General features: G+C 62.5%; 12 protein-coding genes and 1 pseudogene. 3 read left to right on the forward strand and 10 right to left on the reverse strand.

Features of this window, described 5'->3' with window-relative positions:
- Positions 1–35: 35 nt before the first annotated feature.
- The 3 genes and pseudogenes from AC1AX7_RS01430 to AC1AX7_RS01440 form a co-directional block, all read left to right on the forward strand.
- Positions 36–653 (forward strand): annotated as a pseudogene (locus tag AC1AX7_RS01430) (thiamine phosphate synthase); the annotation flags it as partial.
- Between the two features lie 132 nt (positions 654–785).
- Positions 786–1,601: a bifunctional hydroxymethylpyrimidine kinase/phosphomethylpyrimidine kinase gene (gene thiD, locus AC1AX7_RS01435; protein ID WP_476508404.1), complete on the forward strand. Its 816-nt coding sequence runs from the start codon at positions 786–788 to the stop codon at positions 1,599–1,601.
- Positions 1,602–1,674: 73 nt separating this feature from the next.
- Positions 1,675–2,040 carry a thiamine-binding protein gene (locus AC1AX7_RS01440; protein ID WP_476508312.1) on the forward strand — a complete coding sequence of 122 codons (366 nt, stop codon included), beginning with the start codon at positions 1,675–1,677 and terminating at the stop codon, positions 2,038–2,040.
- 158 nt (positions 2,041–2,198) lie between these two features.
- On the opposite strand, the gene AC1AX7_RS01445 is transcribed toward AC1AX7_RS01440, so the two are convergent.
- The 10 genes from AC1AX7_RS01445 to AC1AX7_RS01490 form a co-directional block, all read right to left on the reverse strand.
- On the reverse strand, positions 2,199–3,764 hold the full coding sequence (locus AC1AX7_RS01445) for a glycoside hydrolase family 32 protein (protein WP_476508313.1): 1,566 nt from the start codon (positions 3,762–3,764) through the stop codon (positions 2,199–2,201).
- A 139-nt stretch (positions 3,765–3,903) separates the two neighbouring features.
- A complete protein-coding gene (locus tag AC1AX7_RS01450; protein ID WP_476508314.1) occupies positions 3,904–5,208 on the reverse strand; it encodes an oligosaccharide MFS transporter in 1,305 nt (434 codons plus the stop codon).
- 230 nt (positions 5,209–5,438) lie between these two features.
- Positions 5,439–6,491 (reverse strand): LacI family DNA-binding transcriptional regulator, encoded by a 1,053-nt coding sequence (locus AC1AX7_RS01455; protein ID WP_476508315.1) that lies wholly within the window; start codon positions 6,489–6,491, stop codon positions 5,439–5,441.
- 137 nt (positions 6,492–6,628) lie between these two features.
- Positions 6,629–7,420, reverse strand: coding sequence for an ABC transporter permease (locus tag AC1AX7_RS01460; protein WP_476508316.1), 792 nt, complete (start codon positions 7,418–7,420; stop codon positions 6,629–6,631).
- A gap of 97 nt (positions 7,421–7,517) precedes the next feature.
- Positions 7,518–8,645, reverse strand: coding sequence for an ABC transporter substrate-binding protein (locus AC1AX7_RS01465; RefSeq protein ID WP_476508317.1), 1,128 nt, complete (start codon positions 8,643–8,645; stop codon positions 7,518–7,520).
- Positions 8,646–8,925: 280 nt separating this feature from the next.
- Positions 8,926–9,717 (reverse strand): isoprenyl transferase, encoded by a 792-nt coding sequence (locus AC1AX7_RS01470; RefSeq protein WP_476508318.1) that lies wholly within the window; start codon positions 9,715–9,717, stop codon positions 8,926–8,928.
- A gap of 85 nt (positions 9,718–9,802) precedes the next feature.
- A complete protein-coding gene (recO, locus tag AC1AX7_RS01475; RefSeq protein ID WP_476508319.1) occupies positions 9,803–10,525 on the reverse strand; it encodes a DNA repair protein RecO in 723 nt (240 codons plus the stop codon).
- A gap of 56 nt (positions 10,526–10,581) precedes the next feature.
- Positions 10,582–11,865: a flavodoxin-dependent (E)-4-hydroxy-3-methylbut-2-enyl-diphosphate synthase gene (gene ispG, locus AC1AX7_RS01480; protein WP_476508320.1), complete on the reverse strand. Its 1,284-nt coding sequence runs from the start codon at positions 11,863–11,865 to the stop codon at positions 10,582–10,584.
- 50 nt (positions 11,866–11,915) lie between these two features.
- Positions 11,916–13,106: a 1-deoxy-D-xylulose-5-phosphate reductoisomerase gene (gene dxr / locus AC1AX7_RS01485; protein ID WP_476508321.1), complete on the reverse strand. Its 1,191-nt coding sequence runs from the start codon at positions 13,104–13,106 to the stop codon at positions 11,916–11,918.
- Positions 13,103–14,731, reverse strand: coding sequence for a DivIVA domain-containing protein (locus tag AC1AX7_RS01490; RefSeq protein WP_476508322.1), 1,629 nt, complete (start codon positions 14,729–14,731; stop codon positions 13,103–13,105). Before AC1AX7_RS01490 ends, dxr begins: the two co-directional genes overlap by 4 nt.
- Positions 14,732–14,769: the final 38 nt, after the last annotated feature.

Genomic DNA, 14,769 nt, shown 5'->3' on the forward strand with positions numbered 1-14,769 from the left:
CGAAAATGACAATCCCAGCATTTCCTTATCCGTCGATGCGCCGCCGCTTCGATCTGCGTTTTTATTTCGTGCTCGGTCCTGACGACACGAAAGGCCGTCCCGTCGAGGAGGTGACTCGCGAGGCGCTGCAAGGCGGCGCCACGTTCATCCAGCTGCGCGCCAAGCATTCCGACGCGTCCGAAATCACCGAAATGGCGCGCCGCATGGCCGACGTCATCGCCGGATGCGGCCTCGCCGACACCGTGCCGCTCGTCATCGACGACCGCGTCGACGTCGCCTGGCAGTGCCGGAATATGGGCATCAAAGTGGACGGCGTGCATGTCGGGCAGACCGACATGGATCCGATTCAGGTGCGCGCGATGCTCGGCGACGACGCCATCATCGGTTTGTCCGTGAAGACGGTGGCGCAGGCCGAGGCCGCGAACGCGCTGCCGGCAGGCATCGTCGACTATCTGGGCGCGGGCCCGCTGCATTTGACGGCGACCAAGCCGGAAGCCGCCGCCGGACAGGTGGACGGCAGGAAGGTCGGATTGGAATTCGACGGCGCCGACGCGATCTGCAAGGCCAGCGATTACCCGGTGGTGGTCGGCGGCGGCGTGCATGCCGATGACATGGAGGCGCTTGCCGCGACCGCTGCCGATGGCTGGTTCGTCGTTTCGGCGATCGCCGCCGCTGCGGATCCGAAGGCTGCGACCGAGGCCTTGGTCGGACGTTGGACTGCGCTGCGCGGCGACGCGCGGCATGGTTTTGTCGATATCGCCGCTGCCGATTCCGCCGCCGGACAGGTGCGTTCGACGCTGCCCGGCGTGCTGACGGTCGCCGGCAGCGACTCCTCCGGCGGCGCCGGCATCCAGGCCGACCTGAAGACGATGCTGGCGAACGGCGTGTTCGGCATGAGCGCGATCGCCGCGCTGACCGCGCAGAACACGACGGGCGTGCGCTCCATCCAGAACACCGAACCGCGGATCCTGGCCGACCAGATCGACATGGTGTTCGAGGATATCCGCCCCGAAGCCGTGAAGATCGGCATGGTCTCCTCCGCCGAACTGATCACCGTCATCGCGGACCGTCTCGCCGCGCATCAGGCGCGCAATATCGTGCTCGACCCGGTGATGGTCGCCACTTCAGGCGCGAAGCTGATCGACGACGACGCCATCGCCGCGCTGACGACGAAACTGTTCCCGCTCGCCACCGTGATCACGCCGAACATGCCGGAGACCGAAGCGCTGCTCGGGCAGGCACAGGGCGAACGCATGGATATCGGCGGCGAAGCCGACATGGAGAAGGCAGGACGTATTCTCGCCAAACACTTCGGCTGCGCCGTGCTCGTCAAGGGCGGCCATGGCGTGAAGGACGCCAATGACGTGCTGGTGGAGACGGACGGCACCGCCACCTGGTTCTCCAGCCCGCGCATCGACAATCCGAACACGCATGGCACCGGCTGCACATTGTCGAGCGCCATCGCCTCGCATCTGGCGTTGGGCGAGACGCTGCCGCAGGCCATCCGTTCGGCGAAGGACTATCTGACCGGCGCTTTGAAGGCGCAGCTTGATCTCGGATCGGGCTCCGGCCCGATGGACCATGCCTGGAAGTGGCGCTGAACCGCGCCGAATCAGCCTTCAGGCGAAAATAATCATCTCAAGCGAAATCTTACGTAAGGGAAGGCGAAATCACATGGTCGACCGCAATGCCGTCAAACAGGACGTGCCCGTCAACGCCGAAACCGGCAGACCGTATATCAATACCGTCGCCGCCGTCGCCATCGCGCCCAGCGGCGTGGGCTCGGAATTGAGCGAATACGTGGCGCAGGCCGTCGGCGTGATCCGTGATTCCGGCCTGCCGAATGAGACGAACGCGATGTTCACCAACATCGAAGGCGACCTCGACGAAGTGCTGAAGGTCGTGCGCGACGCGACGATGAAGCTGGCCGGGCAGGGCTACCGCACCGGCGTGACGCTGAAGCTGGACATCCGTCCCGGTTTCACCGGCCAGATCAGCGAAAAGCAGCAGCTGGTCGATTCCCTGCTGGATCGACAGTGAATCCGCGTTGATTCGGCGATGGACCGGCACTGCGTCCGATCCGTCAAAACCCCGTGGATTCCATGGAACGGCCGTCTATCAGGGCCTGAACCATATGAGCCGCGGGGTTTTGACGATTCCAGGGACCGGGCGGACCGAGGCGACCCGCCCGGCTGGCGCTACTCCAAGCCGATGGACTTGAGCGTATGCAGCCTGAGGTCGGTGACCTTCAGGGTGCCGGATTCGGCGACCAGCTTGATGGCACGCTTGCCTTCTGCGGCGTAGGAGTAGGAGCTCATCGCCTGACGTCCGTCGTTGATGTAGACCTCCACGCAGCCGCGGTCGACGAAGACGCGCAGCTTCAGCACACCGCCGGCCAGTTCATCGGCGTCGAGCGGAGCGGCACGGTAGCCGCGGTCGCCGTACTTGGCGGCCTGACGGTCGATGACGACCCGTCCGATCTGATCGTCGAACGCCACATACGTGCAGGACCCGTCTTCGGTGGCGTGCACCTTCAGACCGGCGCGTTCGGCGGTGGAATCGTTCAGGTCGATGGTCATTTCGATCTCCACCGCTTCGGCATCGTCGGCCAGCGTCATCCCGCCGTTGACGTCCAATTCGACGGCGCCGAAATCGCGGGTGTCGGCGCGCAGGCCTTCCATTTCCGCCACCGGGGCGGTATGCAGGTCGCCGTCGGCACCAAGCGTGATTTCACGCGGCAGCGTCAGGTTGCCGCACCAGCCGTCGTCTTCCATCGGGATCGGCTGCGTGAACGGGCTCATCCAGCCGTACATGATCTGACGTCCGTCGGCATCGGTGAACGACTGCGGCGCGTAGAAGTTATGTCCGCAATCCCACAGACGGAATTCGGTTTCCGGCTTGAACGAGGTGCCCGGCTCCCACGTGCCGATCATGTAGCCGGCATTGTTGACGTTGCGGTTCATGAATCCGTTGGCCTTGGCGCCCATTGCGGAGAAGCCGATGACCCACTTCTCGTCGCCTTCGGCGTCCTTGATCGGGAAGAAGTCGGGGCATTCGAGCATCCAGACGTCCGGGTCCGGATGTTCGAACAGCACACGGTCGAAGGTCCAGGTCACCATGTCGTCGGAGGTGTAGAGCCACATCTGGCCGCGACGGTCCTTGGAGCACACGCCGAAGGTCATGTACCAGACGTCGCCGGTCTTCCAGACCTTCGGGTCACGGAAGTGGGAATCCACCTGGTCGCGCGGGCAGTCGACGATCATGCCGCGCTTCGTGGCGGAGGTCAGTTCGTCGTCATCCGGCGTGGCATACATCTGCACCTGCCATTCGCCGCCGGTGTTGTCGACGCCGTTGGCCCAACGGTGGCCGGTGTAATAGAAACGCAGCTTGCCATCGTCTCCGATGACGGCGGCGCCGGAGAAGACGCCGTTCTTTTCCTGCTCAAGGCTCGGCGCGAACATCACGGGCTCGCGACGCCAGGTCAGCATGTCGGCGGAGGAGACATGGCCCCAATGCATCGGCCCCCACTGCGTGCCGTACGGATGCAGCTGGTAGAACACGTGCCAGCGGCCATTGTAGAAGCTCAGACCGTTCGGATCGTTGATCCAGCCGCCATTGGAGGCGATATGGAACTTCGGGTACCAGCGGTTGGTGCGAGTCGCCGCCAGGGCGGCGACGCCGGCTTCGGCCTTGGCGAGCTCTTCGGCATGGTCCTTGATGGGGGTGAGCACCGGTTCGGTGACGTTGCTGATGGAATCACTCATCGTTGAATGCCTTTCTTATGAATGCCTCATGGAAATATATGTGCGCTGTTTCCTGCGATCATGTCGGGGTTCGCCCGCCGGTCGTGACGCGCCGCGAATGTTCCGATGCGGCACGACCGGCGATGCGAAAACGTGACCGTCAGGCCTTGGCCGCTTTCATCGCGCGCAGCTGCCTGTCGGTGTAGAACGGGTCGCCGCCGACGTCCTGATCGTCCTTCTTGATGACGAAGAAGCCGTAGATCAGGGCCGCGAGCACGATGGCGGAGATGGTGAAGAAGGTCGGACGATCGCCCATGGAATCATGCAGGGCGCCCAACGGCGTGGAGAAGATCACCTGACCGACCTGGGATGCGATCTGGAAGCCGACCATGTACAGCGTCGCGGACAGCTTGGTGTCGAAGTGCAGCGTGAAGTAGCGGAATGCCGGCAGGCAGAACAGCGGCACTTCGATGGAATGGAACAGCTTGACGATGGATACGGAGACCGGATCGTGGAAGGCGCCGCACAGGCCGATGCGGGCGAACATCACGAAGGCGCCGAGCAGCAGGGCGTTGCGTACGCCGATCTTGCGCATGATGATCGGCACGACGCCCATCATCGCGGATTCGAGGAAGACCTGGAAGCCGTTGAGCGTGCCGTAGGTGGCGTCGCCGATTTCGGTGGTCGGGAACAGGCTGGAGTAGTAGGTCGGGAACATCTGCTGGTCGAACACGGTGTAGAAGGTGTTGGTCAGCAGCATGAAGACGATCAGCACCCACAGGGTCGGCATCTTCAGGACGGCGAGCATCTCCTTGGCGGACGGGTTGGTCGGCGCCGCGTTCGGATCGGCTTCCTTCCTGAGCTCCTCCTTCTGCTCGGCCGGAACCCAGAAAGCGTAGATCAGCAGCATGCCGAGGCCGAAGACGGAGCCCAGCCAGAAGTTGATCAGCGGGTTGATGTTGAACAGGAAGCCCGCGCACAGCGCGACGATGGCGTATCCGAAGGATCCCCAGGCGCGGGATTGGCCGTATTCGAAGCCGAACTTGCGGGAGTAGCGTTCGGTAAGGGCTTCGAACAGCGAGCAGCCGGCCATGAAGCCGGCGGACAGCACGATGGAGCCGATGAAGGCGCCGATCCAGCGGGTGGCGCCGCCGGCCTGGATCATCGGAGCGTAGACGAACTGGACGAACGGGCCGACGAGTGCGGCGACGATGGACACGAAGACGACGAGCTTGCGCTTGATGCCGAGCTGATCCTGGATCGTGCCGTACACGAACATGATGATCAGCGTGGCCAGCGAGTTGATCGAATACAGCGTGCCGACTTCGGTGCTGCTCAGGCCGATGGTGTTGAGCCAGCGCTGGAAGAAGGACCACCAGATGCCCCAAGAGCAGAAGAACATGAAGATGCCGAACGAGCTTTGCAGATAGGAGGGATTCCTCCATACGGCCTTTGCGTTTGCCATGTGTTTCCTTTTCTCCGTTTTCGGCATGGACCGCCGTGTGCCGTGCCGAGATCTTTCCATGTCGGTTCCGCGCGGGGCGCTGCGCCGTTGCTGGAACCTGTATGGAAAGTATAGGATGTCAATCGTTTGACGTCAAGCGATTGACATCCTAGCCTGCGAAAATTACATCAAACGATTGAAATAAAGCGTTCCACGCCAAGACCCACGCCGGCCGTTACGGCGTGTCGCGTTTAATCGCGCCCGGTGATCACGGAGTCCTTTTCGATCAGCGCGCAATGGACCTGCGCCGGAGACGGGGCGTCCAACGGCGGCATCGCAGCGGTGGTGCGCACCTTGTCGAAATCCTTGATACGGCGGCGTTCCAGCATTTCGATCAGCTTGCTGGCGCCCCAGTATCCCATTTCGTAATGCGGAAGCTCCACGGTGGTCAACTGCGGCTCCAACGTTTCGGCGAACACACGGTAGTTATCGACGCCGACCACCGAGACATCCCTGCCGATCCGCAATCCGCGGCGCGCAGCGCATTCATACACATACCACGCGCGGGCGTCGTTGAAGCAGAAGAATCCGTCAGGATGCCGGCCGTCGAACAGGTCGCCGACCGCCTGCAGCGCGGGCCCATTGTTCAAAACCGCAATGGCCAAGGATTCATCGAAGACATGGCCGTGGTCCCGCAACGCGGCGCGATACCCCGCCAAGCGGCCGTCCTGCGCGATCATCGGCTCCGAGCATCCGACATAGGCGATGCGCCTGCAGCCGGCATCGATCAATCGCTTTGTCGCGTCATATCCGATTTGGAACTCATCCGGCTCGACACTGGGGAAACGATGCCGCTCATCGGTGGCGTCGACCAGCACCAACGGATACCGCGCGATCGAATCGGGAACGTCGACGATACGATTCGACATGGCCGAATACAGAAAACCGTCCACGCCGTAACGCTTCAGAGCGGCGATCTCGTCCTCCGCCCTGTCGGGATCGTCGATGCTGACGGTGATCATCACATAGCCCTGCGCGCTGGCGGCATCCTGCGCGCCCAGAATGATGCCGCCCGCATACGGCGTGGTCGCGACCTCCTTGCTGATGAAGCCGATGATCTTCGTCTGATTCGTCCGCAGACTGCGCGCCAGCTGATTCGGCCTGTACCCCAGCCGATCCGCTTTTTCGCGTACGCGCCGCGCGATCTCCGGCTTGACGCGCCCCTCATCGCGCCCGTTCAATACCAGGGACACCGTCGAAATCGAGACCCCTGCCTCCTGCGCAACTTCTTTCATCGTCGTCATAGTGTAAAACGATATACCATTCTCGATGGAAGCGATGCATCCGCCGGATTCCCGTCAATACCGCCCATCATGCACAACCTGTACGAACCCTCCGTTTCGTCTCCCATTGCCGGCCCGAAGCGGAAGACCGCAACAGGTCAGAGCTGGTCGGCGTCGGGGTCGGCGGTCGACTCGGAATCGGCGGGGCCCAGCAGCAGACGTTCGGCGAGGTTGACCAGCAGCATCAGGATGCCGGTCAGGACCACGATCATCAGCGTCGCGGAGAAGATCAGCGGCGTTTGGAACGAGTTGTAGGCGGCCTGCAGCCAGATGCCGAGGCCGGCGCGTGCGCCCAGATATTCCGCGGTGGACGCCGTGGCGAAGATATATGCCGCGGACACCTTTACGCCGCCGAAGATCTGGCGCGCCGCCACGCGCAGTTTCACATGCCACAGCGTCCAGCGTTCCGTCGCGCCGCACGTCAGCGCGACGTCCACGTAGAAACGCGGCACGGCGTCAAGCCCGCGAATCGTCTGCACGGCGATCGGGAACAGTCCGAAAATCGTCACGATCGCGATTTTCCCGGATATTTCGAAACCGAACCAGATCAAAAACAGCGGGGCGATGGAAATCAGCGGCATCGTCTGCGCCGCGGACAGCAGCGGAAACAGCGCCGCATGCGCGGTGCGCGAACAATGCAGCACGATGCCGACCAACACGCCGCAGACCACCGCAAGCAGGAAACCGACATAGCCTTCGATCGCGGTGACCGCCGTCGCCGGCCATAACGTCGGCCACGCCTTCACCGTGGCCGCGACGATATCGCTCGGCGCGGCGATCATCGTCGCCGGAACATCGCCGGCACGCACCCATAATTCCCACACCGCCAGCAACGCCAGCACCGCGATCATCGTGGGCAGGCGGCGCAGCAGCGCACGTTTCGTTTTCATACCGTTCATCGGCAATCCTCACATCATCTCAAACCGCATCATCACGATGCAGCGTCAAAAGCGACATCAGAGAGTCACGACATCGAACACGGCGATATCAGAACGCCGCTTTGCCGGGCAGAAATTCATCCGTCGCCAATGACGCCGCCTGCGGCGCGTCATGCACGATTTCGCCCTCGGCATCCGTATACGCGTCCTCCTGGGCGAGGAAATCGAAATATTCCTGCGCGCTTTCCGTGTCCGCAGTGCCCAGGATGAACGATCCGTCCGCGATGGCGTCGCGGCTCCCCCAATACTCGCCGTCGACGATCGTCTGCATGCTGCGCTTGACGAACTCGATGTCAAGATTCGCGTCGGCGGCCTCATCGACGAGGATCTTCGCTGCTTCGTCAGGATGCGCATACGCGTATTCGTAGCCGCGCTGCGCCGCCTGCGTGAAGGACCGCACCAGACCGGGATCGTTTTCGATGACGTCGTCGCGGGTGATGATGCCGATGGTGTCGGCATTGCCGGGCACACCGTAATCCGGTTCGGCGAAGCAGTTCAATGCCGGGCCGTACATGTCGGCCTGCACGCCCTCCCATGTCGCGTAGAAGCCGCCGAAATCGGCCTTGCCGCTTGACAGCGTCTGGAAAGTGGACGTGCCGACCGTCACCTTGTCGAATTCGCCCTTGCCGCCATCGAATCGGATCATCCGCTTGATCACGGCATCCGATTCGCTTGAGCCGAACGTGGCGAAGGTTTTGCCGTCGAAATCCTTCGGGCTGGCGATATCGGCATTGCCGGCAAGCCCGCACCAGATGGCGCTCGGCTTCTGCTGCACCTGCAGCACCTGCGTCAGATTCGCGCCTTTGATGCTGTAGACGCCCAGATTCGTCAGAGTCGACAATGCGAAATCGGCGACGCCGTTGTTGACGGCCTGTTCGGCGCCGGCCTGCGCCACCGCGACGATATCGACGTCAAGGCCGGCCTTGGCGAACCAGCCCATGTTTTTGGCGACATATACGCCGATATGATTCGTATCGGGCGCCCAGGAAAGCATGAACGTCGTTTTGCGCAGATTGTTCGACGCCGTACCGTCGGAAGCGCCGCATGCGGAGGACGCCAGGATCACGGCGACGCCGCACGCAACGGCGGCGGCCTTTGTGATGGTGTCTTTGACGACGCTTTTGCCGATGCCTTTGCCGGCGATGGAAGAGACGCGCGGATTGTGCCACAAACCCATATGATTCCCTAAATCATTACCAGTATCGTTCTCTGGGAGACTTCGAGCGGGTCGGCAGAAAACGATACGGAGGGCCTACGTTCCGCTCGTCCAATGCCCCCGACCGGCCATGGGGCCGGCGCGGTTTGCCACACATTGGCAGATAAGCGTCTGCAATTATACGGCATGGGCGGACCGAATGACGGAAGGATTCCGGCGGACGGTTCCGGCCATGGAAAAGAACAACGAAAAAGGGAAAGCCCACGGGCTTTCCCTTTCCTCACTTCCTTGATGCGATCGATCACTTCTTCACCGCGCCGAAGCGTCGATCGCGGTGGATGTAGTGGTCGATGGAACGCCATAGGACTTCACGGCCGCAGTCGGGGAACAGTTCCGGCACGAAATCAAGTTCGGCATAGGCGGCCTCCCAAGGGAGGAAATTCGAAGTGCGCTGCTCGCCGGATGTGCGAATCACCAGATCGCAATCCGGAATATCCGGGTTATACAGATGTTCGGCGATCATCTTTTCCGTCACGCGATCGCCGCTGATCCTGCCGTCACGCACCAGTTTCGCGATCTGCGCGCAAGCGTCGGCTATTTCCGCACGGCCGCCGTAGTTGATGCAGAACACGACGTCGATGACCTTGTTGTTCTTCGTGCGTTCCATCGCCGATTCCAGCTCGTCGATGACCGACTTCCACAGCTTCGGACGTCGGCCCGACCAGCGCACGCGCACGCCCCACTCATCCATCTGCGCCACGCGGCGGCGGATGATGTCACGCGAGAAACCCATCAGGAAACGCACTTCCTGCGGGGAACGCTTCCAGTTTTCCGTGGAGAACGTGTACAGGCTCAGATAGCGCACGCCCGCTTCGATCGCGCCGGCGATCGTGTCGAACACCACCGGTTCGGCGGCCTGATGGCCTTCCGTGCGAATCAGCCCACGCTGCTGGGCCCAACGACCGTTGCCGTCCATGATCACGCCGACATGCTTCGGCACCTTGCCCTTCGGGAAATCCGGAATGATGGACGGATCGGAAAACGGCGCGGCCGGAATGTTCAACGACTTGTAATCCACGTTCTCAAAAGCCATGCGTCCAATCTACCAAGTGCCTGATACCGCGTTACGCCGTCAAACGTCATGCCGCCGCCGCGATCATGCCTCCATCGCTCAACGATCAGGCTTCCAGCATGCGCATCGCCCGCAACGGGCGTTCCAAATAGTATTCGCCCCAATCCTCGACGATATGCTCCGCGGCGGCCAGCAGGGGACGTCCGTCAAGCGCCTGCCAGTCCCCCTGCATCAACGCGTCCAGCTGGAAAACGACATCCTGGGAGATCGGCCGCGAATCAGGCGTATGGTCGGTAGCGCACATCACGCCGCCGGCGGCGACCGAAAAGAACCGCACCGGCTTCGCGTCACCGCATACGACGCAGCGGCTCAGACGCGGCGACCAGCCGGCCAATCCCAACGCGCGAAGCACATAGGAGGCACCGATCATGCGGGGATCATGCGCGCACGACGCCAACGCATGCAACGCGCCAAGCACCAGCTGATACTGCGACGCGTTGCGCTCATGCTCGGTCGAGATCAGCTTGTCCACGGTTTCGACGATCACGTTTGCGGCGACATAGGCATCGTAGTCGTCGACGATATGCCCGGCGTAGGCGCGAATCGATTCCGCCTGCGAGATCACGTCCAGCGAACGGCCCTGCGCGATCAGCACGTCCACGCGCATGAACGGCTCAAGCCGCGCGCCGAAACGGGATTTCGTACGGCGTGCGCCCTTGGCCACCGCGCGCACCTTGCCATGGCCACGCGTCAGCAATGTGATGATGCGGTCGGCCTCCCCCAGTTTGGCCGTTCGCAGCACCACGCCTTCGTCACGATACAGCGGCATCGGAAATCACTTGCCGAATGGGCCAATGGATATTGAACGGCCGGAATTCGCCGCTGTCAGGCGACATGGCTTGCGCCGTTGGCATGGCCGGGATTCTGGATCGGCACGACGACCGGGCCCGTGGAGCCCAGCGGCACCTGACCGTCGCGTTCCATCTGCGCCGCGATATCCTGCGCATACGCGAGCAGCGTGTCGACGATGCGGTCTTCCGGCACGGTTTCCACGACCTTGCCTTTGATGAAGATCTGCCCCTTGCCGTTGCCGGAGGCCACTCCCAAGTCGGCCTCGCGCGCCTCGCCCGGACCGTTGACGATGCAGCCCATGACGGCGACGCGAATCGGCGCGGTCACATCCTTCAGGCCTTCCGTCACTGCGGTCGCCAGCTGGATCACGTCCACCTGGGCGCGGCCGCAGCTCGGGCAGGAGATGATGTCGAATTTGCGCTGGCGCAATCCCATGTATTCGAGCAGCTTGCAGCCGACCTTCACCTCTTCGACGGGCGGCGCGGAAAGGGACACGCGGATCGTGTCGCCGATGCCTTCCGCCAGCAGCGCGCCGAACGCAAGGCAGGATTTGATGGTGCCCTGCCACGCCGGACCGGCTTCGGTGACGCCCAGGTGCAACGGCCAGTCGCCCTTGGAGGCGAGTAGACGGTAGGTCTGCACCATCGTGATCACATCGTGGTGTTTGACTGAGATCTTGAAATCGTGGAAGCCGACGTCTTCGAACATGTGCGCTTCCTTCAGCGCGGACGCGACCAGCGCCTCGGGCGTCGGACCGCCGTATTTCGCGTACAGGTCCTTGTCGAGCGAGCCGGCGTTCACGCCGATGCGCAGCGAGATGCCGGCGTCGGTCGCGGCCTTGCAGATGGAGGGGCCGACTTCGTTGAATTTGCGGATGTTCCCGGGATTGACGCGCACGGCGGCGCAGCCGGCATCGATGGCCTGGAATACGTATTTGCTTTGGAAATGGATGTCCGCGATGACCGGAATCGGCGATTTCGAGACGATCTGCGGCAACGCGTCGGCGTCGTCCTGGCTGGGGACGGCGACGCGCACGATATCGCAGCCGGCCGCGGCCAATTCGGCGATCTGCTGCAGCGTCGCGCCGATGTCGGCGGTCAGCGTGTTGGTCATCGATTGCACGGAGACGGGCGCGCCGCCGCCGACGGGAACGGGGCCGACCATGATGCGACGCGACTGGCGACGCGGATGCAGCGGGCTTTCGCTGATCGCGGCCGCTCCGGTTTTGCGGAACGGCCTGTTCGGCGTGGATGCGCCGTCATCTGCGATATTGGATGCTGTTTCGGATGCTGTTTCGTCGAATGGCATCGAAATCATTGCGTCTTGCCTCTCTGAATCGTTATCGCTGTGTGCTCCGCATTGCTGCGCTACTGCTGTTTGTCTATCAAACTGTCGGCGCGCTGTCGAGCCTCCTGCTCGATTCGGCTCATTTCCTCCACGGATTCGAACAGTGGAGCGCCGCGCAATTCGGCGTCCATGTCGTCAAGGACTTCCTCCACCATGTCGACGATGCCCAAATACGGCAGGCGATGCTCGAGGAAAGCGTGCACGGCCTGCTCGTTGGCGGCGTTCAGGACGGCGGTATGCTTTTCGGAGGCGGCCAGGCAGTGACGGGCCAGTCGGACGGCGGGGAACGCCTCGTCGTCCAACGGCTCGAAGGTCCACTGGGCGGCCTTCGTCCAATCGCAGGCGGCCGCGACATCGCCAAGGCGGTCCGGCGCGGACAGGCCCAGCGCGATCGGCAGACGCATATCCGGCGGCGACGCCTGCGCAATGGTGGCGCCGTCGACGAATTCAACCATCGAATGCACGATGGATTGCGGATGCACCGTCACTTCGATGCGGTCGGGCGCTATATCGAACAGTCGGCTGGCTTCGATGACTTCAAGGCCCTTGTTCATCAGCGTCGAGGAATTGATGGTGACCACAGGGCCCATATTCCACGTCGGATGATTCAACGCCTGTTCCGGCGTGATGTCGGCCATCTGGCCGCGATGCATGCCGCGGAACGGACCGCCGGAAGCGGTGACGATCAGCTTGGCGACCTCCGGACGCGTGCCGGAACGCAGCGCCTGCCAGATGGCGGAATGTTCGGAATCGACGGGATTGATCTGGTTGTCGCGCACCTGCGAGTTGAACAACAGATGGCCGCCGGCGACGACGGATTCCTTGTTGGCAAGCGCCAACTGGGAACCGGCCTGCAATGCGGCGATGGACGGCTCAAGACCGATGGATCCGGTGATGCCGTTCAGCACCATGTCGGCGCCGCTCCCGGCCAACGCCAGCACGGCATCCGGGCCGGCCTCGACCTTGATCGAAGAGGGCGCGCCGGCCTGCCGCAGGGCGTCACGCAATGCGTCGAGCGCGTCCACGCGGAAAACCGCGATACGCGGCACATGGAATTCCACAGCCTGCCGGGCCAGCAGTTCGACATGCACGCCGCCGGCGGCAAGGCCGGTCACGGTAAACGTATCCGGATGACGCCTGATGACGTCAAGACCCTGCGTGCCGATCGAACCGGTCGAACCGAGAATCACCACATTGCGATGGCCTATCAACGGTTCGCCTCCTCATCCGAATAATCGTCGGAGGATGACGCGCCGGTCATGCCCATATCGAAGCTGGGGAACGACAAATCGGGAATATCGATATTCAATGATTGCGAATCCGGGAACAGCGACGGGAACAGCGGAGCCGCATCCGAAGTCTCATGCTTGGCTTCGTCGGCTTCTTCGGCCTTCTCGGACGGCTTGTCGAACGACATATCAACCGGCGTCCCGACCGCGGCTTCGTCAGGAACGACGGGAGCCGCCGATGCCGCATCGGCGCTGGAAGGCTGGGGGGAATCCACCGGCTCGCCATATGCGGAGGAACGTGACTGGGCCATCGCCGCCGGAGGCTCCGGCAGCGGCGGAATGGCCGGAATGGACATGGACTGTTCCAGATCCAATGCCGGCACGCCTTCAACGCTCAGTTTCGGAATCGGGGGCAAGCTGTTCTCCGATTCCGAAATGCTGCTGTCTTGCGTGGCCTGCGCCAGATGGGCCAAAGCCGCCAGCGAAGAGGACGCCTCCTCGGAAGTCGCCGCCGGATTCGAGACGAACAGCGGTGAAGCGTTCGTCGGCTCATTGGACTCGGCAATCGGGCTGAACGCCTGAGTGGTCTCCGCTTCGGAGCTCTCCGCCACCAATGCGGACAGGGAAGACACCGGGGTCGCAGCGGACTTGTGCGTCTCCTGCGCTCCTTCCGATGCCGCCGGCATTGCAGAGGTCACAAGCGGCGGGATATCCGGCATCGTCGAATTGGCAGCGGAGGCTGCGAAGATTTCCCGTTCCGCCTTATGCAGCTGTGCGAACGAATCCCCTTGCTGCGGCGTCTCATCGCCGGCAGCGGCCGCCGGCACGCCGCCCCCCTGCGCATTGGCGAACAACGGAGCGACGGACTGCGGAACGCCACCCCGCAACAGGCCGCCTTGCAAAACTGCGGTGTCGGCGGCGTCATGCGAAGCATCCGCTGCGGCGCTTTCCTCTTCGGAAACCAGATCGCCGACACGGGCATAGGATTCGAGGCGGCCGAGCAGCGTAATGCAGGAATTCAGGAAATAATCCACCTGCCGTTCGTCATAGCCGCGCTTGCCGCGACGCTGCGTGAAAATAACATTGCCGACGGTATTCGAATTCAAATCGACAAGATCTTTGGCCGTGTTGTCGTCAAGGCCGTCAACGCCCAATTCGGAAGCGACCTTGCTGACGATCTGATCGATCAGTCGGTCGACCTGCTTGCGGTCATACGACGGCGTTTTCGCCTCGCCCGGCATGAAACGCTGCTTCGGATCGCGCTCGGCATGCTGCGCGATCCGACGATACAGAGCCTCCGTCTGCGCCTTCCAGGCGATACGCCCGTCATGGGTCAGCTCCCACGTGGTGCGCTTGTCCACAACCGCACGTTCCAGGCGGGACAACGTCGCGTCGACCTGCGTGATGTCGTATCCGTCCTTGCGCAAATCAAAAGAAACGTTCTGGATTTCCTGCTGGTTCAGCTGGGCGTCTTCGCTTTCATACAAAGCATGCGCACGTTCCAGGAAAGCATCGACCTGCGCGCAATCATATCCCCACTTGCGTTTGCCCGTTCGAGAGATACCCGACGCGTTCTTTCCGGTCCTCGTCTCCTGCTCCACAGCCATCGACCTCCTACGGAATAAGTGTTCAACGGCTCAACTCT

It is taken from the genome of Bifidobacterium sp. LH_449 (genome assembly GCF_056356755.1).